Below are 23,400 nucleotides of genomic sequence, written 5' to 3' on the forward strand. Positions count from 1 at the left end.
CGAAATTCCTTAGCGAACGGTCCCACTCATGCAAATCCCCACCCTATCCATACCTTCTTCCGCCGCCTCCCCGTCCAAACTCCCGATAACTGGTCTTCAGGCGCGCCAACTCTTCCTCAAGCGCGCCATCGATCTGCCGCTTGCGTTCATCCTGGTGATCGTCAGTTCCCCGCTGCTTGTTCTTATTGCGTTGTTGGTTCGACGGAGTTCGTCCGGCCCGATCCTCTTCCGTCAAAAACGCGTCGGTTGCGGCGGCAACGAGTTCACGATGTACAAGTTCCGCACCATGACCGTCGGCGACGAATCCGCGCACCGCGACTACGCTCTCCAGTGGATCCGTAGCGGAGAAACCGCGCGACAGTCCAACGGTAGCTTCAAGTTAAACGACGACGCTCGAATCACCAGCATCGGCAGGCGGCTGCGCAAGTTCAGCTTCGACGAGCTGCCTCAGATTTTTAATGTATTAAAGGGCGACATGAGCCTGGTCGGCCCGCGCCCCGCGATTCCCTATGAAGTGGACGAATATGCGCCGTGGCAGCGCCAGCGCCTCGGCACCCTTCCCGGCATCACCGGACTCTGGCAGGTCTCCGGCCGCAACCGCCTGAGTTTCGACCACATGGTGGAGTTGGATATCGAATACATCCGTAATTGGTCCATTGGCAGCGATCTCCAGATTTTGTGGAAGACCATCCCGGCCGTCTGCCACGGAACCGGCCACTAACGACGTCCTAGACGAAGTGGTTCATCGGACCACGCCCATGCCCCAGCGGCTCGTCTGACCCAAGGGTGATCGCCCGACGCACGTAGAATTTCGCCTCGACGACCGCTTCTCGCAGCTGGCGCCCCAACGCCAGGTTGCAGGCAATCGCGGTCGCAAACGCGCACCCGGTGCCGTGAGTCGCCCGGCTGCGGATCTTCTCCGCGCGTAGCCACTCCTGCTGGTCTCCGAAACTCAACAGGTCGCCCGAATCCTCCCGTTCGCCGCCGGTGATCACCACCGCCGGACACCCCTTCCGGTGAAGCTCCCTCGCCAGCCCTTCAGGGCTCGCCTCGCACTCCGCCAGCACCCGCGCCTCAGCCTCGTTCGGCGTACAGACGTCCACCGCCTTGAGCAGCCGCGCCCGGATCACCTGTTCCCCCCGTTCATCGATCAGGGCCGCTCCCGATGTCGACCTCAGCACCGGGTCGAGCACCACATTCCTCAACCGGGTGGTTTCCAGAAAGTCCGCTACCACCTCGGCCACCTCTCCGCTCCCTAACATGCCGATCCGAACTGCCGCCGGCGGCATGTCCCGTACCAGCTCATATAAGGTGTCGCGAACGATCTCCGCCCGCAGCGGCTCGACCGCAAACACCTTTTCCGTTGTCTGGACGGTAACTGCCGTAATACAGGTGATCGCATAACATTCGTGTGCCGCAGCCGTTTTGACGTCCGCAGTGATGCCCGCGCCTGAGGACGGATCGTACCCCGCAATCGACAGCACAATCGGCATGGCCATGCCCCGCATTACACCACATCGGCTCAAAGCAGAGTTCAACAACCGCGCAAGAATTTCACTCTATGTGCAAAAAAGTAAAAGAGTTACACTCGCCAACAACTCTCAATAATTCAGCCGCCGTAACAACCATCATGCTTCCAACTGCCTTCTAATTAGTCAGTGCAAGGTTGGAGCGAGCTAAGCGGTTTACCCCCTCGCCAAGGCAAAATCCACCTGCATCCGGTACAATCAAAGGACTGCGACGGCCTAGGGTAATTACCTAGGGGTAACCCGGCGTAATTTCGTCGCCGTGACATACGGTTGACCTTAGCTCCCGCGATTCATAGAATCACCGAACGTTTTCGAGCCCGGGGGAATTCCCAGTTGTCACGGAGTGTTTGAATGCAACGAGTACTGACTCAGATGGTGGCGACGATTGCCGTCCTGACCACCATGGGAGCGGCACACGGGCCGAACACGATGGAGAACCACTCCCAGGCCGCCGTCCAGAACCAGCCGGTTCTGACGGCCAGCGTCAACCCGCAGCCCTCCTCAACCCCTAAGAAGAAGACCAAGCCCTTCCAGGTCGGCCCTGCCTCCTGGTACGGGAAGCTCTTCCACGGCAAGCAGACCGCCTCGGGCGAGACCTACAACATGTACGAAATGACCGCCGCTCATCCCGATCTGCCCCTTGGCACCCGGGTGAAGGTCACGAACCTGAGGAACGACAAGGCCGTCATCGTGCGCGTCAACGACCGCGGACCACTGGTTCCCGGCCGGATCATCGACCTCTCCTACGGCGCCGCCCAAGTGCTGGGCTTCAGTGACAAGGGCGTCCAGAAGGTCCGTTTAGATATCGTTCCCTCCGACAAAACCGACGAGAGCGCCCGCGTCCGCCAGTAATTTGTCATTCTGAACGAGGCGGTTCGCCAGTAAAATAGACGTATGTCAGAGATGCGCGACCGCCTCATCATCGCCCTCGACGTCGACTCCGCCGCCCAAGCCCAACAAATTGTGCAGTCCGTCGGCGACTCGGCCACGACCTTCAAGGTCGGCAAGCAGCTCTTCACCGCCGAAGGCCCCCAGATTGTCCGTGATCTCGTCGCCTCGGGCAAGAAAGTCTTCCTCGACCTCAAGTTCCACGACATCCCCAACACCGTCGGTGCCGCGATCCGGCAGGCTCGCGAGCTAAACGTCTCCATGCTGACGGTCCACGCCTCCGGCGGCTCCAAAATGCTTAAGGCTGCCTCTGACGCCGGCGGCCCGGTCCTCGTCCTCGCCGTAACCGTCCTTACCAGCATGAATGACGCCGACCTCTCAGAGATTGGCATCGCCGGAAACGTACAGGCGCAGGTGCTCCTGTTAGGTGCCCTCGCACGCGCCAATGGCATCCGCGGCCTCGTCGCCTCCGCCCACGAAGCCCGCGAACTCCGCCGCGAACTCGGCGCTGACTTCGCCATCGTCACCCCCGGGGTTCGCCCCGCAGGTGCCGAAAAGGGCGATCAAGCCCGGGTTGTCACCCCCGCAGCTGCGCTCGAAGCCGGCGCCAGCCACATTGTCGTCGGCCGCCCTATTACCGAAGCCGCCGACCCTGCCGCCGCCGCGAAGGCGATCATGGAAGAGTTAGAAGGCACGCTGCAATCGCGCTAAACGCGAAAGACGAGCGCGAAGCCCGTCTAGTTTCTAGGCCCACGTCTTCAGACGCGGGGATCGCGCAGCCCGAGGTGGCCTACTCCGCCCCGAACCCTCGTCCAGGCGCTAGCACCAGAATCAGCGCCAACGCGCAGAGCAGCAGCGTGAAGTATGCCGCAATCCGTGCGCTCGTCTCGTCGGTCGGCTTCACAAACGCTTGCCACAATACTCCGGCTCCAATAAACAACAACACATAGTCGCGTGTTCCCCAGAATAGAAGCGCACAGCTCAACAACAGCACCACCCTGCCATAACGGCTCACCGCCTGGATCGCCTGAGCCCCGTCCAGTGCCCACACCGGAATCAGGTTCATCAGGTTCAACCAGGCTCCCGAGTGCGCCAGCGCCAGCCACAGCTTCGAGTGCGTCTGCCAATAAACCAAAATGCACACCGCCGACGATAGAAATCCCGCCAGCGGACCGGCCAGGCTGATCATCGCCCGCCCTTCCCCGGACACGCCGAGGTTCTTCCACTTCACATATGCGCCAAGGCCCGGTAGAAACACCGGCACTTCCACAGGAAGTCCGCGCCGCTTCACCTCGATGTAGTGCCCCATCTCGTGACAGAGGATTAGCACCGCGAATCCGACGCCGAACCACATCCCGAAAATCGTCCAGTAGAACCATATAAAGCCGGCGAAGCTCAGGACGAACTTGAGCTTCAACAGTCCGAACAGCACTTTCGCTTTCCCAAGCAGCACCAACAGGGGTGCAAACGGTCCGAGCCGCTTAGCCCATTTGCTCTTGGACTCGCCCTCCTGCTGTCGCTGTACGTCGGCCTCCAGCGCCTGTGCGTACAAATCCACGGCATGGTTGTTGATCCACGCCGTCTGTTGTGCATCCACTGGAAGTAACGGAATTGCCGTTAGCCATCTCTCGCGCGCCGCGCGCAAATCGCCGGCACTCTCCAGCTGCTTCGCTTCGTTTGAGATCCGGGTGAGCTCGTCGGCATGCACGAACGCATGACACTGGAGACACTCCAGCGCGCCCGGCGATAACGGTGAGCCGCATCGCCGGCAGTTCGAAGCTGGTCCGAGTGAAGTGCTGGACACGCGGTTAGTAGGGACCGGTGATGGCAGGCTGTTGTTTTCCTGCTGCTGTCTTCCAGGCGATCTGGATGCCGATGTAGAGAATGAACAGGCCGATCAATCCGTGCAGGGGGCTCGCCAATTCGATGAATGGCGATGCCAACCCAAGCAAAAGCAGCAGGCCAAAGGCCGATCCCATCCCCATTTTTGGCTTCTGCGGCTTGGTAGCCGGCTGCGCAGAGTCGGACGCGTCTGGCGTTCTATCTGGCGCGGGAGTAACAGACTGAGGCGCAGTGGTTTGCGGAACGTTCTTCACTTGCGCGGGCTTGTGGCTCTGCTTACCCATGACAGAGATCATCACCGGGACCGCTGCAATGGAAACAGCAAAATAGGTCAGGAGTGCGGCCGTGATCTGATATTTCGTGCCACCCCAGCCTTGGGATCCGGCCATCATTGCCCTTCCGACCATGAAGCCGACAAGCAGCGAGAGATATCCAATGATCCAGCCAGTCATAATTTCGAACGTCGCGTAGATGATCAGGCCGGCGATGGACGCGCCAATGCCGAACACGAGCGCTCGCGCGTAAGCACCGTGCGGATTCTGCGGGCCTTCGATGCGCATCTTCTCCGCGCAGGTCGCGCACGCCATCGACTGGCCCACGCGATAGTACTGGCCTCCGATCGGCATCCCGCAGAACTTGCAAATGTCGGTGCCGGGAGTTTCTTTGGTTTGGAATTGTGGAGTGTCAGGAGCAGGCCCAGTGCCATACATGGGCGGAAATCTAACACGAGAGTAGATGGTTGACTAGAGTGAAAAGTTACTCGAGCTTCAACCCGCAAGTCTCATGCGGCGCTGCGTTGTTCGGTTCTGGGAAAGCGAACAAGTAAGAAGCTTTGCTCAATTGCCGCCTTCTTCAGGTGCCTCTGCCGGCGGCGCTGTAAGTTGTTCGAATATCGCCATACGGGCGATGACGTCGGCGCCATAGTCATGGCCAGTGGTGTGTAGATCGCAATCGCCCGCACGCTGGCTCGAGATAGCGCGCGACATCCCGCAGTTGTAGCCGGCGGCCGCAATCTTCAACTGGTCGTCGGAGTCAAGGTCAGGAAACACGGTTGCAGCCTGATGAATGTTGTTTGCAAGCAACTGCGCCCCAAAGGCGACCAGCGGATCTGGGTTAGTCTTCCAGCTGCCGTCGTCGCGGGCGGCGAGCGCTATCGGATGCTGGATATCGATCTGGACGAGCCCAACACCGTGTGCGCCATCGGCTTGGAAATCTCCAAGCTCGTTTACGCAATTGGTCTCGCGGCTCGCGATAGCGAAAAAGAATTCCGGTGCGAAGCCGCTCGCGCCGGCCTGTGAGGCGAGTTTCAAATCAAAGCCGGTGGTACGTAACCGTTGTAACTCTTTGGCGATTTCCTGCGCGCTGGGGGTGGGCACGGTGGAACCTCCTCAATTTGATATGGCGCGGAAGTATACCTCAGACCCACCCTGCCTAGAAGACACACTCCGGGTTATTCACTACGTAGCGCACGAACCCGCTCTGCGGCGCGAACTTGTCGTAAAGCATCCGCGCGCGATAGTTGTTCTCCCTGGTATTCCAGTACACCCGCGACCATCCTTGGGGCTTCATCTCCGCCAGCAACCATTCGATCAACCTGCGCCCCACGCCTTCCCCGCGTGCCTCATCAGCCACAATCATGTCCTGCAAATAGCACGACGGCAGCAACTGCGTCGTGTTCTCGTGCACCACATAATTCGGTATCCCCACCACCTTGCCATCCTTCTCCGCCACCAGCGCATGCACCGGACACGCCGCATCCAGCACTCGCTTCCACGTATATCGCGTCACATCTTCTCGCGGTTCCCGCCCATAGAAGCGGTTGTACTCGTCGAAAAGCACACGCCAACTGCTTTCGTCGCGCGGCTCAGCCTTGCGAATCATCACGTTCGAATTCAATCGATCACCTCTCAGATGGATCGCACCAGCGCCCCTGCCCCAAGCACCGCCGCCAGACAGAGAATGTTGTTCGCCAGCACATTGCCTGCGAACAAACCCCAGTTGCCTTGTTGGAAATAGACCATGCTCTCGTACGCGTAGCTCGAAAACGTCGTGTATGCGCCGCAGAAACCGATCGCAATCAGCAGTCGCCACTTCGGATCAACAAAGACGCGCTCGGTCGTGTAGACCAGGAAAAGACCGAGCACAAAGCTTCCGGTGATGTTGATCAGCAGCGTGCCCCACGGAAAGCTGGTGCCCGTGATCTTCGCGGTGAAACGGCTCAGAAAATAGCGCGCGCACGCGCCTACGATTCCGCCCAGCGATACCCAGAGGTATTCACGGATGGCCATGATGGAGTCCTCCCACAGTAGTGTCGGCAGGAGTTATCAGCACGCAGCAACGTGGCTGCGGCGGTTAGGGCGAACTCCATCGCCATGAAGTTGAGGTGTTTCCGTACTGCATTTTACTTCAAGCCGGCATGCTCCGCTGAGACCTTCGCAATCACCGACCAATCCACGTCTTCACCGAAGTGCGCAATCGCAGTGATCATCTGGTCGTGAATCAGGCTCGCTAACGGCAGCGGAACATACTTCCCTTCACCCGCAGCGATCATGAGCTTCGCATCTTTCAAACCGAGTGGCGCCTTGAACCCCACCGGCACGTATTCCTGTTTCGCGATCTTCATTCCGTAATTCTTGTAAACCGGCGCCGCGAACAACGTGCTGGTAAGGAACTCCATATACTGCACCGGATCGACGCCGTACCGTCCGACGAGCGCCACGGCTTCGCCCATCGCCTCCATCGCCGCAGCAATCAGAAAGTTTCCGCTGATCTTCGCTACGTTGGCCTGTACCGGATCATTGCCGATCACAGTTACTCCCTGCCCGATAGCATCCAGCACCGGCTTTACCTTTTCTATGACCGCCGGGTCTCCCGAGACAACAACGAACAACTTCTTCGCCTGTGCGGCTTCGGGGCGTCCAAATACCGGCGCCGAGATAAATGCCTGCCCACGCTTGCCATGCTCGCGCTTCAGTTCCTCAGCCATCGCGACACTTACGGTGCTATGGGAGACATGGACAGCACCCTTCGGCAGCGCTTCGAGAAGTCCACCTTCAAGGATGGTTCGAAGCGCATGGTCGTCGGCCACCATCGTGCACACCACGTCCTGATTCTGAACCGCGTCTTTAATTTCAGTGGCGACCTTCACCCCTCGTTCCTTTAGCGGCTCTGCTTTAGCGGCGGTCCGGTTCCACACCGTGACCTGATGACCTGCAGCGATGAGGTTGGCAGCCATCGGCTCGCCCATGTTGCCCAATCCAAGGAATCCTACTTTCAAGTGTCCCCTCCTGCGGAATGGATGAAACCAGCCTCCCAAAAGGTTCGAAATGGACATTCGTTGCATTTACTTGCACGACAATTCCCGTTTCGGCACCACGCGTCTGTTGCGTTCTGCAACACTGCGCAAATCCGCATCAATAAAGGGTGTTGCGCAATTCAGCCGCATAGAAGTGCTGTAGCTTTTCTCCGCTTTGTCGAACGTCACACCCCTACCGTGACCCCAGTCACCGCCCCGTTTCTCCATCAGAGAGACACTCTGCTTGTAGGCACCGAAGTGTGGCGCCTGCCCGTGGCACGCGAGCAAAGCTTGGCTCACCTGCTTCGGAACTTTGATCGATCAGAGGCTCTGAAAATAGTCATGAAGAAGCTAATGGCAGTGATGTTGTTTACCGCTCTCGTGCTGTTCCTGATGGTCCCCAGCCTGTCTTGGGCCGATGACGCCGCCGCCTCCTACAAGGCGAAGTGCGCCGTTTGTCACGGACCGGACGGCCACGGCAAGGGTGCTGTGCCCAGCCTGGTTTCCGACAAGGTAAAGAAGGCACCGGACGCTGAAGTCGAAGACTTCATCGCCAACGGCGGCCCGGCCAAAAAAGCCACGCATGCATTCGCCAGCAAGGGCGTTGATGCGAAGGCGATGGTCACCTACATCCGCAGTCTGAAGTAGTTGTTGCAGGGGGTGGGCATGCGCGGAACCGCCGAATTCGGCCTACCAACCGGGGCTTTGAAGCTGGCTTCCCCGGCGCACCCCTTGGTTTCACCTGAAGTACTTCGCGGAGGGGGTCATGAATAAGTCCATTCTGTACGACGCCACGATGTGCATCGACTGCAAGGCCTGTGAAGAGGCTTGCGCGAAACACGCCGGGCTCGCCTATGACGACAAAGTCGCAGCCCAGGAATTCACTTCGTCGCACAAGCTCACAGCCGTCCTGAACAAGCAGGACAAATACATGCGCCGCCTCTGCCAGCACTGCCTGGAACCGGCCTGCGCTTCCGTCTGCCCGGTCGGCGCCCTACAGAAGACCGAAATCGGCCCGGTGATTTATGAAGAGCACCGCTGCATGGGATGCCGCTACTGCATGGCAGCCTGCCCGTTCGGCGTTCCCAAATACGAGTGGGAGAAACCGCTGCCCCAGATCCGCAAGTGCACCATGTGCTACGACAAGGTCTCCAAGGGCGGCATGACCTCGTGCGCCGAAGTCTGTCCCACCGGCGCAACCAAGTTTGGTGAACGCGACGAGCTTCTGAAAGAAGCGCAAGAGCGCATTGATAAGAATCCGAGCCAATATTTGTCCCACATCTTCGGAAAGTCTGAAGTCGGCGGGACCTCGGTACTTCTCCTGGCCGCCGCTGGAACAAAGTTTGAAGATTACGGCCTGCGTGCCGACGTCGTACAGGACCCGCTGCCGATGTACACCTTCCGCGTTCTCTCGCGCATTCCTGACTTCGTGCCAATCGGTGGCGTGATGCTCGGCGGCATTTACTGGATCACGCATCGCCGCGAAGAAGTCGCCGCTGTCGAAGCCGCTGAGAAAGCCGAAAAAGAAAAGAAAAACGGAGGCCGCCAGTGACGAACCCTCTACCTAAGTTCCGCTTTACGTTCTGGAAAGTCGTCCTGTTGTTCTTCATGGCCATCGGTGCGTATTCCACGTGGATCCGCTTCCGTTACGGCCTCGGCGCCTCGACCAACCTCACCGACCAGTTCCCCTGGGGCTTGTGGGTCGGCTTCGACGTCCTCTGCGGCGTGATGCTCGCCGCCGGCGGCTTCACCCTCACCGCCGCGGTGCACATCTTCAACATCAAAAAGCTGCACCCCATCGTGCGGCCCACGGTGCTAACGGCGTTCCTGGGTTACAGCCTGGTCAGCGTTGCCCTGCTCTTTGATCTTGGCCGTCCGTATCGCATCTGGCACCCGCTGGTCATGCGCAATCCGCACTCGGTGATGTTCGAAGTCGCCTACTGCGTAATGCTCTACAGCACGGTGTTGGCTCTGGAGTTCGCGCCGGTAGTGCTGGAGAAATTCAACCTGCACAAGCCACTCGCGATCCTGTCGAAGATCTCGGTTGTGGTCGTGATCTGCGGCGTGATCCTCTCGACGCTGCACCAGTCCTCGCTCGGCACGGTCTACCTGATCATGCCGAACAAGCTGCATCCGTTCTGGTACACGCCGATCCTGCCGGCGTTCTTCTTCCTCTCCGCAATCGCCGTCGGCCTTGCGATGACCATCTTCGAATCCTCCATGAGCTCGAAGTACTTCGGTCGCGCCCTCGAATTGCCGATCCTGCAGCTTCTCGGACGCGTGCTACTGGTCGTGCTGCTGGTGTATTCCATCCTGCGCTTCGAAGATCTCTACCACCGTCACATGCTGTCGCAGATCTTCGTCAACGGCTACGAACAGCATTTGTTCTGGGTGGAAGCCTTCCTCATCCTGTGCCCGCTGGTACTGCTCTTCTTCAAAAAGGTCCGGATGAGCGCGCAGGGCTTGTACCTGGTAGCGGTCATGGTCGTGCTCGGCTTCATCACCAATCGCCTCAATGTCAGCATCACCGGCATCGAGTCGTCGGCGGGCACGCACTACATTCCAAAGTGGACGGAGATGGCAATCACTGGCGCGATCATCGCGGTCGGCTTTGCGATCTTCGGCCTGGTGGCGAAATACTTTCCCATCTTCCCAGAAGAAGAGCACAAGCGCGAAGCCAGGGCTCATGCGGTTCCTGCCGATGCTCCCGTAGTAGCGTCGGCCATGGCCAATGCCGGAGACTGACAAATCCGGGGCGTCGCCGCAACCGCTCAAAGCAAGCGGCGACGCCACTATGCAGCGCTGGCAACGACTTTTGCAGACGATCAGCGCCAAGTTGCTGGTGTTGCTCATCGGAGCGCTGCTCGCAATCTTCGGCGCGCTCGGCTTCGTCAACATTCGCCTGCACCGGCAGCATCTCGAATCCGTCACTCTCGTAGCCGCAGAGCGCAATAGCGACGTGGTCAAACGCAGCACTTCCCATTACATGATGCGCAATGACCGCGAAGGCCTGTACGAGATCATCCGCACCATGGCCGACGAGCCCGGCATCAAGCGCATCCGGATCATCAATCAGGAAGGTCTAATCCGCTACTCCAGCGACTCCGGCGAAGTCAATCGGCAGATCGACAAGAACGCCGAGGCCTGCTACGCCTGCCACGTCCAGGCCGCGCCGCTCACGAAACTCAACCGGCCCGATCGCTTCCGTATCTATCGTGAAAATGGCGAACGCGTGCTCGGCATCATCACCCCCATCGAGAACCAGGAAAGTTGTTCTAACGCCGCCTGCCACGCGCATCCGAAAGAACAGCAGATCCTCGGCGTGCTCGATGTTGACCTCTCGCTCGCGAAGGCCGATGCCGCCCTCGCCGAAAGCAGTTGGACGATGATCGGCTATACCCTCATCGCGTCCGTCCTCATCTGCCTCGCGGCCTGGCTCTTCGTTTGGCGCGTAGTACACGAACCGCTGGGCAAGCTCAAAGCCGGCACGGAGCGCCTCACTCATGGCGACCTCGGCTATCAGCTAGAACTTGAAAATCAATCGCACGACGAAGTTGGCGAACTCGCGCACTCGTTCAACGAGATGAGCAGCCAGCTTCGCAACGCACGCGATGAAATCACGGCATGGAACCGCACCCTCGAAGACCGCGTCCTGGAGAAGACGAGCGAATTAAAGAAAGCCGCCGAGCGCATGCTACACGTAGAAAAGATGGCGACCATCGGCAAAATGGCAGCCGTCGTTGCGCACGAGATCAACAACCCGCTGTCCGGCATCCTCACCTACTCCAAGCTGGTGAAGCGCTGGATCGAGAAAGGTATCTTCGACGACGAGCCCAAGCGCCACGAGATGGCCGAGAACCTCGATCTCGTCGCCACGGAGAGCCGTCGCTGCGGCGATCTCGTCAAGAACCTGCTGAGTTTCTCGCGCACGAATCCGATCAATCTCGAATGGATCGCGGTCAATCCCATCGTGGACCGGGTCGTAAAGCTCGCGGCTCACAAGCTCGAGATGGGCGGCATTCAAATTCACGTTGACACAGCTTCAGACATGCCAGTAGTGCATGCGGACGCTGCACAGATTGAACAAGTGCTCCTCGCGCTGACGATGAACGCGATTGATGCCATGCCGCATGGCGGCAATCTATGGATCGCCACCACCATCACCGACCACAGCGAGCTTCTGCTCCAGGTCAAAGACGACGGCATGGGAATCTCATCGGAGATCCTGCCTCGACTCTTCGAGCCCTTCCTCACTACGAAGGACACCGGCAAGGGCGTCGGGCTAGGCCTGGCAATCAGCCACAACATCGTGGAGCGTCACAACGGCCGCATCGAAGTCGACTCCCAAGTCGGCCGTGGAACAACTTTCAACGTTTATCTGCCCCTATCGGATGAGAGCTATGAGTTTTCTCCAGCGGCAGCGAACCAAGATGCAATGAGGTAAGTCATGAGTGTTTCCAAGGGCAAATTACTGGTAGTAGACGACGAATTAAGCGTGCGCGATTCCCTCGCCAAGTGGTTCCGCGAAGAGGGCTACGAAGTCACCGTCGGCGAAAGCGCCAACGAAGCGCTGTCGCGTGTCGCCGAGCAGACCTACGATCTCGCCCTGCTCGATATCAAAATGCGCGGCACCGACGGCGTGGAACTCCAGCGCAAACTGCACGAACTCGTCCCCGGCCTCATAGTCATCATGATGACCGGCTACGCCTCGGTAGAAACCGCCGTCGCGACCTTGCGCAACGGTGCGTATGACTACATCACCAAGCCTCTCGATCCCGAAGAAACCGCGCACCTCGTCAGCAAAGCCCTCGCCCACAAGCGCACCGAGCAGGAAAACGTGCGCCTGAAAGAACAGATCGAAGAACACGCACACGTGGATCTCGTATGGCGCAGCGACGCGATGAAGAAGATTAATGACGCCATCGAAACCGTTGCGCCGACCGACGCCACCGTGCTCATCACCGGCGAAAGCGGCACCGGCAAAGAGGTCGTTGCCCGCGCCATCCATGCGCTCAGCACGCGGCGTTTCCATCCCATGGTCCCGGTGCACTGCGGTGCCCTGACGGAAACCCTGCTCGAAAGCGAACTCTTCGGCCACGAAAAAGGAGCCTTCACCGGCGCTCAGTATCGCAAGAAGGGCAAATTCGAAGTCGCCGAAGGCGGAACGGTTTTCCTGGATGAAATCGGTGACATCAGCCTTAAGACCCAAACCGACTTGCTCCGCGTACTACAAGAGCGCGAGATCGTGCGGGTCGGTGGCAATCAGCCGATCAAGGTCGATTTCCGCATCGTCGCCGCGACCAACAAAGATCTTGAAAAGCTGATCGAAGAAGGTCACTTCCGTCCCGACCTCTTCTATCGCCTGAACGTTTTTCGCATCGAACTCCCACCGCTCCGCGATCGCCGCGAAGACATTCCGCTGCTCGTAAATCATTTCACTAAGAAGTTTGCCGAGCAGATGAACAAGCGCGTTACGCGTGTGGCCTCACCGGCCATGAACATGCTTCAACAATATCCGTGGCCCGGAAACGTGCGCGAGTTGGAGAACGCGGTCGAACGCGCCATGGTCGTCGCACAAGAGCCGGAGCTGCGCGAAACTGACTTCGTCCTCAAGGTCAAGGCCGCGGCAACCATGAGCAGCACCAACGGCACCGGCACTCCCAAGACCCTCGAAGACATCGAGAAGGAGCACATCCTGCACGTGCTCGATGAAACGAATTGGAACCAGACCCGCGCCGCCGAAATGCTCGACATCGACCGCGTTACACTGCATCACAAGATCAAGAGATACGGCTGGCAGAAAACCACCACTGCGACGCGTGACTGATGAAAGAACTGCACCTATTGCCGATCGGGAACGTACCGCCCGACCTGCTCGGGTGGCTGCAGAGGCAGCTCTGTGAGCTCTTCCGCGTTCCCTGCACCCTCCTGCAACCGGCGCTGGATCCGCGAGTCGCCTATCATCCCGAGCGGGAGCAGTACCATTCCAGCGAGCTGATCGCACGCATGCAGCCCTATGTTAGCGACCAAACCTGGAAGCTGCTCGGCGTCACCACCGAAGACTTGTACATCCCCATTTTGACGTTCGTTTTTGGCGAAGCTCAGATCGGCGGAAAGCTGGCGATTGTCTCCACCCATCGTCTCCGCCAGGAATTTTACGGGCTCCCGGAAGACAAGCAACTACTGGCTCAGCGGCTTTTGACCGAGTCGGTCCACGAGCTCGGACACACCCTTCAACTCACCCATTGCGATGACTACAACTGTGTGATGGCCGCGTCCCACGCGGTGGAGTGGATTGATATTAAGCAGCCGACGTTCTGCAGCGACTGCGCATCGCGGATCGTCTAGCCGTCAACGGCGTCCCCACGAATAAACCTGGGATAACTACTTCGCCGGATGCTCCTTGCCTTCGCGCGCAAGAACATTGTTCGTGTGATGTTCCGCAAGCATGGCCGAGGAGAGCATCACTCCCATGATGAGAAAGATGATGAAGAAAACGACGGCGATTACGAGGACTGGCATACTGCCACCTCCAATGGCTGTCATTCTCACGCGAGTACCGAACTTGAGGATGTGACCTGCCTCACCCACCTCTGTGAGGTGCCGAGACATCGGCGCTGTGAGTAGGGATTAGAGAGAACTCACGCTGCACAGGAATGCAGCACGACTTCGCGCCGGGCGGCGCCGCGTTCTTCGTTACTTATTTCGAAGGCTGGCTAGCTCTCGAGCTTTGCCAGTTCGGAATCAAGGTCTGCCAGCGAGTCCTTGAGCATTTGCGTATAGCGCTCGTTTCCGCTCGCTTCTAGCTGTTGCAGGATGCGTTTCCGAGCCAACTGAATGCCTTGGCGCTTGCGCGCCTTTTCCTGCATTTCAGGGGTGAAGTTGTTTTTCGATTCGTCAGGTACGGGAGCCAGGGATGCAGCAGATTCCATTTGACCTTCCACAGACTTACTTTCCCAACCGCGGGCCATGCATCAATTATAACGATTTTGTACTGGTAATTTCATCAGGAACATTACCAGAACGTTATCCGGCGGATGCCTTAACCCGTCCCGCGACTGCCCCGGCCTGCAAAACCTCGCTATGCGACCCGCTTTCTCCCTCTCCGCTCCTTCACCGCCGGCTTCTTCGGCGTCATCTGCACGGTGGATTCCTTGTCCACCTCAGCCAGGCGCGAACCCTTCTTCTGGTCTTTCATCGCCGCCAGGCTCTGCTTCAGGGCGTCCATCAAATCAACCACCTTCGCGGGCTTCGCAGGTTTCGCCACTGCCTCCACGTCCTGCCCTTCCAGATGCGCCTCGATCAATTTCTTCACGTTTGCTTCGTAAACGTCGTGGAACTTCTCCGGCTCGAACTTGCCTGCCAGTGCCTCGATCAGTTGGTGCGCGATCTTCACTTCTGCCGGCTTCACCTCGCTGGTGATTTTCGGCGCTTCCATCTTGCGCACTTCGTCTTCGTAGTACATGGTGTGCAGCATGATTCCGCTGGTGTGCGGACGCAGGAACACCGTGTACTCGCGGTTATGCATCGTCACCTTCGCGATGCCCATGTAATCGGATTCCTTCAGCGCCTGCACCAGCAGCGCGTACGGCTTCTCGCCGCCTTCATCCGGTTGCAAGTAGTAAGAGGTCTCGAAATACACCGGATCGACCTCTTCGGCCTTTACAAACTCGAGGATCTCCATCGACTTCGCCGTCTTGGGCTCGATCTTCTTCAACTCTTCGGGATCGATGATCACGTACTCGCCTTTGCGGTACTCATATCCCTTTACGATCTCGTCGCGCTCCAGCACCTTGCCGTCAGCCGAGCACACCAGCTGCTGCTTCACCCGAGCGTGGTCCTCACGATGCAACTGGTTGAAAGAAATTCGCGATCCGCGCGCGCCTGAAAACAGCCGCACCGGCATTGAAATCAATCCGAAAGTTAGATAGCCCGACCAAACCGAAGCCGCCATAAGCTCCTCAAAGCGAATTAAGTTTTCCCAGGGAATTTGCGTCCGGCGCAAGCGACGGCCATTTCGCGGCTTCGCCTCACACCTGTTACGATGCCGAAAAGTATAGCCGAGATAAGTCAAGCCGCGGAAAGCCTAAATTGTGTACGTTCTGAATACTTTCGCCTTTTCATCGCATGACGTCCTGTCGTCGCGCATCGCCGCTGCGCTCGCCGTCACCGCGATTTTTGCGCTCTGGGCGCGTTGGCTGAAGGGCGTAACTCCCGGGGGTGCTCTCGCGGGCTTCGCTGTCGCATTTGCCATCTATCTCGGTACCGGAGTCGCCGGATTTTTCGTCCTTTTCGGGGTTTTCCTGGTCACCGCCGCCGCCACCCACTGGCGACGCCCCGTCAAAGAGCAGCACGGCAAACCCGTACAGCACAACGGTCGCGACGGCCGCCAGGTTCTCGCCAACGTCTCCGCCGCCGCTGCGGTTTGTGGCGCATGCGTGCTATTCCCTCACTCCACGACCTATTTGATGCCCGGCGCCATCGCTGCCCTCGCTGAGACCGCCGCCGACACCGTGAGCAGCGAAACCGGCGAAGCTCTTCGCGGCCCCACGTTTCTGCTCATCCCTTTTCGCCGCGTCGAACCCGGCCCCGACGGTGCAATCAGTCTCGGTGGAACCACCTGCGGACTCCTCGCCGCCCTCTTCGTCGCCTTCCTCGCGTGGCTCACCGGTCTGCTGGATATCTGGTGGTCTCTCACCGCCGCCGGATGCGGCTTCGCCGGCATGCTCTTCGACAGCATCCTCGGCGCAACCATCGAAACTCGCGGCCTCCTCGGCAACGACGGCGTAAACTTCCTCGCCACCATCTTCGCCGCCGACCTAGCCCTCCTCATCTCCTGGCTCACCGGCTGATTTCCACCCTCGTTTACAATCCGTCCCACAGATTTTTCATTTCGCGAAAGCACGCACTCTTTTCGCGGAAGCACATATCTTCGCGTAAGCCACATCACCGCTCGCATCTCCACACCCTCTCTTGTCATCCAGAGGAGCGCGAAGCGCGACGTGGGATCTGCTGTTGCTTTTCATAGGAGGCCCAATTGCGCCGCGTAGCCCTCGTGCTTCTCTTCCTCTGCTCCCCTCTGCTCGCGCAATATGACACACTGATCCGCAACGGCCGCCTCGTCGATGGCACCGGTAATCCCTGGTTCTATGCCGACATCGGCATCACCAACGACCGCATCACGTTCATCGGCACCGCTCCACAAGACGCCACCGCGAAACGCACCATCGACGCCAAAGGTCTCGTCATCGCGCCGGGCTTCATTGACATGCTCGGCCAGTCCGAACTCGACCTGTTGATCGACAATCGCGCCACGAGCAAACTTCGCCAGGGCATCACGACGGAAATCACCGGTGAAGGCGATACCGCCGCGCCCCTCAACGACCGTCTGAAAAACGACGCGAAGGACTTCACCGATCACTTTCACGTCACCCTCGACTGGACCGACTTCGACGGCTACTTCTTCCGCCTTGCGAAAGCCAAGCCCGGCGTGAATCTCGGCACCTACGTCGGCGCCGCGCAAGTCCGCAACTACGTCATCGGTACCGCCAACCGCGCCCCCACCGCCGACGAACTCAAAGACATGCAGGACCTCGTGGACGACGCGATGTCCCAAGGCGCGATGGGACTCTCCAGTGCTCTGATGTACGCTCCCGGCCAATACGCCAAGACCGACGAACTCATCGCGCTAGCGAAAATCGCCGCCGCCCATGACGGCATTTACTCCTCGCACATTCGCAACGAGAGCGAAGACGAGATGTCCGCCATTCACGAGGTCGAACAGATCGCGCGCGAAGCCCACATCCCCGCCGAAATCTGGCACCTCAAAGTCGCCGGCAAAGATAACTGGGGAAAGATGCCCGCCATCCTCGCCGAGATCAACAAGGCCCGCGCCGAAGACCTCGACATCACCGCCGACCTCTATCCCTACATCGCCTCCGCAACTTCCCTCGGCGCGCTCATTCCCGCGCGCTATCACGAGGGCGGCGCCGATGCCTTCGTAAAACGCCTGCAGGATCCCGCTACTCGCGCCGAAATCAAGAAGCTCTTGCTCAGCAATGAGCAGGGCTTCGACAACATGTGGCGAGGCACTGGCGGCGGCAAAGGCATCCTCGTCATCTCCGTGCTCAAGCCCGAGCTCAAGAAATACGAAGGCATGAACATCGAGCAGATCGCCGCTGCCGAAAACAAAGATCAGCTCGACGCCATCCTCGACCTCGTCGCCGCCGACCACGACAACGTCGGCGCCGTCTACTTCGAGATGAACGAAGACGACCTCAAACTCGCGATGCGCGAACCGTGGGTCAGCTTCGACACCGATTACGGAGAGGCCGCCGAAGATGGCCCGCTGAGCGAGTCCAAAACCCACCCCCGTTCGTGGGGCACTTTTGCACGCGTCCTCGGCAAATACGTCCGCGACGACCACAACCTCAGCCTCGAAGACGCAATTCGCAAAGCCAGTTCGCAGCCCGCCGCGCGCATGAAGCTGCGCGATCGCGGCTTGCTCAAGACCGGTTACTTCGCCGACGTCGTCATCTTCGATCCTGACAAAATCCATGACGTCGCAACGTTCGCCGATCCCAACCATCCCTCCATCGGCTTCCGATATGTGTTCGTCAACGGGGTTCTCTCCGTCGAAAACGACAAGCTCACCGGCCAAACCGGCGGACGCCCCCTGCGCGGCCCCGGCTGGAAATTCCGGGATGACATCCCCGAAGGCCAGCCCGCCCGCGGCGCCATTCAAGGCATGGTCACCGACGAGGACGGCTATCCCGTCTTCCGCGTTAAGGTCACGCTCCTCGACGCCACCGGCAAAGAACTCAGTTCGAAGAACAACCGCCGCGACGGCCACTTCACGTTCGAAACCACTGCCCCCTGCGCGGATTGCAGCATCAAAGTCGAACGCTCCGGCTTCGAGGCCCAATCCTCCAAGCTGAATTACAACGGCGCCAACGAGGTCTGGATCAACTACCGCCTGACCCGCACCAAATGAAAATGGGGCTACCCCGTTAGGTGCCACCTCAACAGGGGTAGTCCTCTCGTAACCACCCCGAACCAACAAATAATCTTGTCTCCATTACAAAAAGTGTCATCCTTTTCACAGCGAAGTTGTTGACCGAACCCTTACCCCAGGCATCTAACCCAAAGTGAGCTGCTCCGGCTTCGGTTTCGCGACGGTTGCATGATTAAGTGGAAGACATTTACGGTGTTCTGGTGCCTCGCGCTGGCGATCCTCCTGGTTGCCAAGCATCGCAGCGTCGTCGCCACCCCGCTCACCGTGACTACCATCCTCGACCTCACGCACACCATGACCGAGTCCTCCCCAACCTGGGACGACTCCGAGAAATACAGCGCTAAAACCACCGCCCGGCACGATTCCCACGGCTACTACGCCCGAGAATTGACCCTGCCGGAACACTTTGGCACCCACATTGACGCCCCGGCGCACTACGCCGCGAGCCTCTGGACCGTGGACCAGATCCCCGCCGAGCGCCTGGTTCGTCCGCTAGCCATCATCGACATCACGCAGAAAGCCAAGGCCAACCCCGACTATCAGCTCACCGTGGCTGACATCGCCGCCTGGGAAGATACTCACGGCCACATCCCGCAAGCCGCCATCGTCGTGATTCGTACCGGATGGGGCGAACGCTGGAACGATGCCAAGGCCTTCCGCAATGCCGACGCCCACGGCGTCATGCACTTCCCCGGTTTCTCGCTGGAAGCCGCGCAGTTCCTCGTGGACGCCCGCTACGTAGTCGGCATCGGTACGGATACCATGAGCGTGGACCCAGGCGATAGCCGCGAAAATCCAGTCCACCAGTACACGATGGCCCGCAGCGTATATCACCTCGAAAACGTTGCGAACCTCGCGATTACTCCCGAGTCTGGCGCCACCCTGGTAGTAGCCCCCGCCAAGTTCCAACACGGTTCCGGTGCTCCCACCCGGCTCCTTGCAATGTTGAAGTAACACTTTATCCATCCCCCTTAAACCATTCCCCTGTTTCATCCTGAGCGAAGCAGCACAAAGTGCTGCGCAGTCGAAGGATCCCTACTCTCGCCCTCTCCCGTTTCGCGCGCGCAAACAAAAACCCCGCCGATTTTCATCGACGGGGTCTAATCCCTTGGGGAACTTCTTTTTCTTCCCCTCTATTTTCAGAATATCAAACCGGAGGGGGTAAACCGGACACTTTTCCGAAATTTATATCTCGCCCTGATTCATCCACTTACGCCAGTTTTTACAAATTTTGTGACTTGACAACAATTTATGTCACTCGCAGTTTCCACAAACAATAGCTGAATGCTTCCCTCTGGATCGCCCAAAATCTCGCCCAGAAGGTACGCGGAACCGATCCGGGCCGTGGCGACCCGTAGCATTCCATCCCCTGCTCCTCCATCATGCGCTTCACCCGGAACAGGTGATACGCGTCGCTCACCGCGAGGCACGTCTTCATCCCGTTTGTGCGCATGATCACCGCCACCCGCTCCGCCGACTGCGCGGTATCGCCGCCCTGGGTTTCGCCAATCAGCGATGCATCGGGCACACCGTTCTTCAGCAGGTAGTCCCGGCCGACTCCGCCTTCGCTGAAGTGTAAGTCGCCGCCCGCGCCACCAGTGGTGATCACGAAGGGCGCCATGTCCTGGCGAAAAAGATCAAGCCCATGGTCCAGCCTCGCCTTGAGCACCGGCGATGGCCTCCCTGAATACTCCGCAGCCCCGAACACCACGATCGCGTCTACCGGACGCCGTTCATCCGTCTCCGCCTGCTGCATCACCCGCACACACGTCCACGCGTAAAAGAAAAGGGCTCCCGCGACGACAACTGTCAGCACGAGAGCCGCGATTTTTCTACGGGCAAACGGAACCCGGGTCATCCCTGCTCGAACATCTCCGAAATCTGCTCCTGCGATACGGCGCCTTCGCGGATGATCCGCCACTGCCCGTCCCCGGAGCTCAAATCTACAATCGTCGAATGCACATCGCGCGGCGAGTTGCCGCCGTCGATGATCAGAGGCAGTCGCTCTTCCATTTGCTGCTTGAGCGCTCGCGCCGTCGTACACTCCGCCTGCCCGCTCAGGTTCGCCGAAGTCGCCGTAATCGGAAGTCCCGCTGCCTTCAGTACCGCGAGCGGAATCGGCGCGGACGGAATGCGGACTGCAATGTTCCCCGAATTCGCCGTAGCCTTCAGCGGCAAGCGTGCGTGCGCCCGGATAATCATGGTCAACGGTCCCGGCCAGAAGCGGCGCGCCAAAAGGTAGAAGCTCGAAGGCAGGTCCTGCGCCAATTCCTCGGCCTGGTCCACCGATTCAATCATCAGCGACAAAGGCTTGTGCCGCGAACGGCTCTTGATTTCATAAATGCGCTCAACCGCGCGCAAATTAAAGGGATCGGCGGCGAGCCCATAAAACGTGTCCGTGGGCATTCCCAGCACCATCCCAGCTTTCAACTGGTCGGCGACATAAGCAACAAGCTTCTGTTCGGGTTCAGCGCTATTGATTTTTATGATTTCGGGTCGCACCCGTCTGTCCCTCGAATAGGCGAGCTAGCGGATACAGAGGCTTTCACAGTTGATCCGCGAATTAGCAGCTTACCACGCTTAGAGCGCGGTGCGGAACGCCAGCAGGTATCATGGACTGCGGAAAACCAAATTGGACCAATCACCCAACGACCGTCTCAGGCTGATCACCAGCCGCCAGAACAACGCCGTCAAGGAACTGCGGGCCGCCTTCCACACCGGACGCCCCACTGACGACGGCTACTCTGCTGTCGAAGGCGTCCACCTGCTGGAAGAAGCCATTCGCAGCGGCCTCCGCTTCAAGACTATCTTCTTCAGCCAGGCCGCCGAAGACCGAGCCGGCAAGCTTCTCCCGCAAATCCACTCCAACGTTGAGACGCTGCTTTTGCCCGACGAAGTCTTCTCCAGCGCCGTGCTGACCGAATCTCCGCAAGGTGTCGCTGCACTGGTGAAGCTCAAGACATTCAAACTCGAGGACCTGCTGCGGGCGGAGAATCCAATGCTGCTCGGCGTCGCCGGCGTACAGGACCCTGGAAATCTCGGCACCATCCTGCGGTCTGCGGAGGCCTTCGGCGCGACAGGCGTTTTGATTGGCGACAAGACCGCCTCACCGTGGAATCCCAAGGTTATTCGCGGCAGCAGCGGCTCTGTCTTCCGGCTGCCGGTCGTCAAGGTCGAGTGGCCCGCCGCCCTCGAACAACTCCGCGCTAAAGGCGTGCAGATCCTCGCCACGTCGTCGCACAAAGGCGAACCGCTCCCGGAAGTTGATTTCACCGGCCCGACCATCGTCCTCATCGGCGGCGAAGGCGCCGGCGTCCCGCGCGACGTGCTCGCCTCAGTCGACGGCACGCTCGCTATCCCGCATTCGCCCAAGGTCGAATCTCTCAACGCCGGCATCGCTGCATCTATCGTGATGTACGAAGCCGCCAGGCAGCGCAACACACAATGAGTCTCTTCGACACATCCCGTCCCGAGCAGTCGGACCGCGACCGTCCCCTCGCCGATCGCATGCGTCCGCGCACGCTCGACGAATTCGCGGGCCAAGAACACATCCTCGCTCCCGGCAAGCCGCTGCGTGTACAGATCGATCGCGACGACATCGGTTCGCTCATCTTCTGGGGCCCGCCGGGCGTCGGCAAAACCACGCTAGCGAAGATTATTGCCGCAATGACGCACGCGGACTTCATCGAGTTCTCCGCAGTGCTCTCCGGAATTAAAGAGATCAAGCAGGTGATGGCGGACGCCGAACGCGTCCGCCAATACGGCACGCGAACGATCCTTTTCGTGGACGAAATTCACCGCTTCAACCGCGCCCAGCAGGACGCGTTCCTTCCGCACGTGGAGCGAGGCAACATCAAGCTCATCGGTGCGACCACCGAGAACCCGTCGTTTGAGGTGAATTCCGCGCTGCTCTCGCGCAGTCGCGTCTATACGCTCACTCCGCTCACCGAAGAGCAAATCGTCGGCCTGCTACGCCGCGCCCTTACCGACACCGAGCGCGGCCTCGCCGAACTCCATGTCACCGCCGAAGATATTGCGCTCGCCCGCATCGCCGCCTACGCCAGTGGCGACGCACGCTCCGGATACAACGTCCTCGAAGTCGCCGCACAAGCTGCTGGCGCGACTTCCGAGCGCATCATCACCGAGCAGATTGTCGCTGATGCTCTGCAACGCCGCGTGCTGCGCTACGACAAATCCGGCGAAGAGCATTACAACCTCATCTCGGCGCTTCATAAATCGGTCCGCAACAGCGATCCCGACGCGGCGCTCTATTGGCTCGCCCGCATGATCGAATCTGGCGAAGACGCGCTCTACATCGCGCGCCGCGTAGTGCGCATGGCTGTAGAAGACATCGGCCTCGCCGATCCCAACGCTCTCGCTCTCACCCTCGCGGCCAAGGACGCCATCGATTTCCTCGGTATGCCGGAAGCCAACCTCGCACTCGCACAGGCGGTTGTGTATCTCTCCATCGCGCCGAAATCGAATGCGCTCTACACCGCGTACGGTGATGTCCAAGCCGACGTCGAAAAAACCGCTGCTGATCCAGTACCGCTGCACCTGCGCAACGCGCCTACCAAACTCATGAAGGAAATTGGCTACGGCTCGGGATATCAGTACGCGCACGACCTCGAAGCCAAAGTCGCCGACATGCAGTGCCTGCCCGACAACCTCAAAGACCGCGTTTATTACCACCCAACCGATCAAGGTATCGAGCAGCGCATCCGCACGCGACTGGAAGAAATCCGGCGCAGGAAAAGCCAGCACGGAGATTCGGAGCCACAGAGTTAGTCTCTGTCATCCTGAGCGGAGTTTCGCGCAGCGAAACGGAGTCG

The 23,400-nt window shown here is 59.3% G+C and carries 26 protein-coding genes and 1 riboswitch; of the genes, 14 read left to right on the plus strand and 12 right to left on the minus strand.

Annotated features, from left to right (window positions below; genetic code table 11):
- The first annotated feature begins 28 nt into the window (after positions 1-28).
- A complete protein-coding gene (locus tag ACID345_RS13345; protein WP_011523393.1) occupies positions 29-721 on the plus strand; it encodes a sugar transferase in 693 nt (230 codons plus the stop codon).
- Positions 722-728: 7 nt separating this feature from the next.
- On the opposite strand, the gene thiD is transcribed toward ACID345_RS13345, so the two are convergent.
- Positions 729-1,499 carry a bifunctional hydroxymethylpyrimidine kinase/phosphomethylpyrimidine kinase gene (gene thiD / locus ACID345_RS13350; RefSeq protein ID WP_187148825.1) on the minus strand — a complete coding sequence of 257 codons (771 nt, stop codon included), beginning with the start codon at positions 1,497-1,499 and terminating at the stop codon, positions 729-731.
- Between the two features lie 381 nt (positions 1,500-1,880).
- Here thiD and ACID345_RS13355 point away from each other — a divergent pair, with 381 nt between their 5' ends.
- Together ACID345_RS13355 and pyrF are read left to right on the plus strand one after the other, a co-directional pair.
- Positions 1,881-2,381: a septal ring lytic transglycosylase RlpA family protein gene (locus tag ACID345_RS13355; protein ID WP_011523395.1), complete on the plus strand. Its 501-nt coding sequence runs from the start codon at positions 1,881-1,883 to the stop codon at positions 2,379-2,381.
- 42 nt (positions 2,382-2,423) lie between these two features.
- The gene (pyrF, locus tag ACID345_RS13360; protein WP_011523396.1) at positions 2,424-3,128 is read left to right on the plus strand and encodes an orotidine-5'-phosphate decarboxylase; all 705 of its coding nucleotides are present in this window, start codon (positions 2,424-2,426) and stop codon (positions 3,126-3,128) included.
- A gap of 79 nt (positions 3,129-3,207) precedes the next feature.
- Here pyrF and ACID345_RS13365 read toward each other — a convergent pair whose 3' ends face one another.
- The 6 genes from ACID345_RS13365 to ACID345_RS13390 form a co-directional block, all read right to left on the minus strand.
- A complete protein-coding gene (locus ACID345_RS13365; RefSeq protein WP_011523397.1) occupies positions 3,208-4,221 on the minus strand; it encodes a site-2 protease family protein in 1,014 nt (337 codons plus the stop codon).
- Between the two features lie 4 nt (positions 4,222-4,225).
- Entirely contained in the window at positions 4,226-4,969 is a 744-nt protein-coding gene (locus ACID345_RS13370; RefSeq protein WP_011523398.1) for a hypothetical protein, read from the minus strand.
- Positions 4,970-5,095: 126 nt separating this feature from the next.
- Positions 5,096-5,635, minus strand: coding sequence for a hypothetical protein (locus ACID345_RS13375; RefSeq protein ID WP_011523399.1), 540 nt, complete (start codon positions 5,633-5,635; stop codon positions 5,096-5,098).
- 55 nt (positions 5,636-5,690) lie between these two features.
- Positions 5,691-6,155, minus strand: a complete 465-nt coding sequence (locus ACID345_RS13380) for a GNAT family N-acetyltransferase (protein WP_011523400.1) — start codon at positions 6,153-6,155, stop codon at positions 5,691-5,693.
- 11 nt (positions 6,156-6,166) lie between these two features.
- Positions 6,167-6,547, minus strand: coding sequence for a fluoride efflux transporter CrcB (gene crcB / locus ACID345_RS13385; protein ID WP_011523401.1), 381 nt, complete (start codon positions 6,545-6,547; stop codon positions 6,167-6,169).
- Positions 6,548-6,567: 20 nt separating this feature from the next.
- Positions 6,568-6,640: riboswitch (Fluoride riboswitch) on the minus strand.
- 20 nt (positions 6,641-6,660) lie between these two features.
- Positions 6,661-7,536, minus strand: coding sequence for an NAD(P)-dependent oxidoreductase (locus ACID345_RS13390; protein WP_041855698.1), 876 nt, complete (start codon positions 7,534-7,536; stop codon positions 6,661-6,663).
- Between the two features lie 360 nt (positions 7,537-7,896).
- Here ACID345_RS13390 and ACID345_RS26945 point away from each other — a divergent pair, with 360 nt between their 5' ends.
- The 6 genes from ACID345_RS26945 (at position 7,897) to ACID345_RS13420 (ending at position 13,902) form a co-directional block, all read left to right on the plus strand.
- Positions 7,897-8,202 (plus strand): c-type cytochrome, encoded by a 306-nt coding sequence (locus tag ACID345_RS26945; protein ID WP_041855699.1) that lies wholly within the window; start codon positions 7,897-7,899, stop codon positions 8,200-8,202.
- Positions 8,203-8,320: 118 nt separating this feature from the next.
- A complete protein-coding gene (locus ACID345_RS13400; RefSeq protein ID WP_011523403.1) occupies positions 8,321-9,106 on the plus strand; it encodes a 4Fe-4S dicluster domain-containing protein in 786 nt (261 codons plus the stop codon).
- Positions 9,103-10,299 carry an NrfD/PsrC family molybdoenzyme membrane anchor subunit gene (nrfD, locus tag ACID345_RS13405; RefSeq protein WP_011523404.1) on the plus strand — a complete coding sequence of 399 codons (1,197 nt, stop codon included), beginning with the start codon at positions 9,103-9,105 and terminating at the stop codon, positions 10,297-10,299. The genes ACID345_RS13400 and nrfD overlap by 4 nt, the downstream gene beginning before the upstream one ends.
- The gene (locus ACID345_RS13410) at positions 10,286-11,998 is read left to right on the plus strand and encodes a sensor histidine kinase (protein ID WP_011523405.1); all 1,713 of its coding nucleotides are present in this window, start codon (positions 10,286-10,288) and stop codon (positions 11,996-11,998) included. Before nrfD ends, ACID345_RS13410 begins: the two co-directional genes overlap by 14 nt.
- Before the next feature lie 3 nt (positions 11,999-12,001).
- Entirely contained in the window at positions 12,002-13,381 is a 1,380-nt protein-coding gene (locus ACID345_RS13415; RefSeq protein WP_011523406.1) for a sigma-54-dependent transcriptional regulator, read from the plus strand.
- Positions 13,381-13,902 (plus strand): archaemetzincin family Zn-dependent metalloprotease, encoded by a 522-nt coding sequence (locus tag ACID345_RS13420; protein WP_011523407.1) that lies wholly within the window; start codon positions 13,381-13,383, stop codon positions 13,900-13,902. The genes ACID345_RS13415 and ACID345_RS13420 overlap by 1 nt, the downstream gene beginning before the upstream one ends.
- A gap of 36 nt (positions 13,903-13,938) precedes the next feature.
- Here the strand turns inward: ACID345_RS13420 and ACID345_RS26950 are convergent, their stop codons facing one another.
- The 3 genes from ACID345_RS26950 to ACID345_RS13430 all read right to left on the minus strand — a co-directional run bounded on the left by ACID345_RS26950 (position 13,939) and on the right by ACID345_RS13430 (position 15,508).
- Positions 13,939-14,076: a hypothetical protein gene (locus ACID345_RS26950; RefSeq protein ID WP_187148826.1), complete on the minus strand. Its 138-nt coding sequence runs from the start codon at positions 14,074-14,076 to the stop codon at positions 13,939-13,941.
- 194 nt (positions 14,077-14,270) lie between these two features.
- Positions 14,271-14,486 (minus strand): hypothetical protein, encoded by a 216-nt coding sequence (locus ACID345_RS13425; RefSeq protein WP_041855700.1) that lies wholly within the window; start codon positions 14,484-14,486, stop codon positions 14,271-14,273.
- A gap of 149 nt (positions 14,487-14,635) precedes the next feature.
- On the minus strand, positions 14,636-15,508 hold the full coding sequence (locus ACID345_RS13430) for a Ku protein (protein WP_011523409.1): 873 nt from the start codon (positions 15,506-15,508) through the stop codon (positions 14,636-14,638).
- 139 nt (positions 15,509-15,647) lie between these two features.
- On the opposite strand from ACID345_RS13430, the gene ACID345_RS13435 reads away from it, so the two are divergent.
- From ACID345_RS13435 to ACID345_RS13445, 3 genes are all read left to right on the plus strand, one after another.
- Positions 15,648-16,406 carry a DUF92 domain-containing protein gene (locus ACID345_RS13435; RefSeq protein WP_011523410.1) on the plus strand — a complete coding sequence of 253 codons (759 nt, stop codon included), beginning with the start codon at positions 15,648-15,650 and terminating at the stop codon, positions 16,404-16,406.
- A 185-nt stretch (positions 16,407-16,591) separates the two neighbouring features.
- On the plus strand, positions 16,592-18,547 hold the full coding sequence (locus ACID345_RS13440; RefSeq protein ID WP_011523411.1) for an amidohydrolase family protein: 1,956 nt from the start codon (positions 16,592-16,594) through the stop codon (positions 18,545-18,547).
- Positions 18,548-18,736: 189 nt separating this feature from the next.
- A complete protein-coding gene (locus ACID345_RS13445; RefSeq protein WP_011523412.1) occupies positions 18,737-19,522 on the plus strand; it encodes a cyclase family protein in 786 nt (261 codons plus the stop codon).
- Positions 19,523-19,817: 295 nt separating this feature from the next.
- Here ACID345_RS13445 and ACID345_RS13450 read toward each other — a convergent pair whose 3' ends face one another.
- Together ACID345_RS13450 and ACID345_RS13455 are read right to left on the minus strand one after the other, a co-directional pair.
- Positions 19,818-20,426, minus strand: coding sequence for a YdcF family protein (locus ACID345_RS13450; RefSeq protein ID WP_011523413.1), 609 nt, complete (start codon positions 20,424-20,426; stop codon positions 19,818-19,820).
- On the minus strand, positions 20,423-21,070 hold the full coding sequence (locus tag ACID345_RS13455) for an L-threonylcarbamoyladenylate synthase (protein WP_011523414.1): 648 nt from the start codon (positions 21,068-21,070) through the stop codon (positions 20,423-20,425). Before ACID345_RS13455 ends, ACID345_RS13450 begins: the two co-directional genes overlap by 4 nt.
- A gap of 130 nt (positions 21,071-21,200) precedes the next feature.
- On the opposite strand from ACID345_RS13455, the gene ACID345_RS13460 reads away from it, so the two are divergent.
- Both ACID345_RS13460 and ACID345_RS13465 read left to right on the plus strand, forming a co-directional pair.
- A complete protein-coding gene (locus ACID345_RS13460) occupies positions 21,201-22,016 on the plus strand; it encodes a TrmH family RNA methyltransferase (RefSeq protein WP_041855701.1) in 816 nt (271 codons plus the stop codon).
- A complete protein-coding gene (locus tag ACID345_RS13465; RefSeq protein WP_011523416.1) occupies positions 22,013-23,356 on the plus strand; it encodes a replication-associated recombination protein A in 1,344 nt (447 codons plus the stop codon). Before ACID345_RS13460 ends, ACID345_RS13465 begins: the two co-directional genes overlap by 4 nt.
- Positions 23,357-23,400 lie beyond the last annotated feature (44 nt).

Source organism: Candidatus Koribacter versatilis Ellin345 (genome assembly GCF_000014005.1).
GTDB lineage: Bacteria > Acidobacteriota > Terriglobia > Terriglobales > Acidobacteriaceae > Korobacter > Korobacter versatilis_A.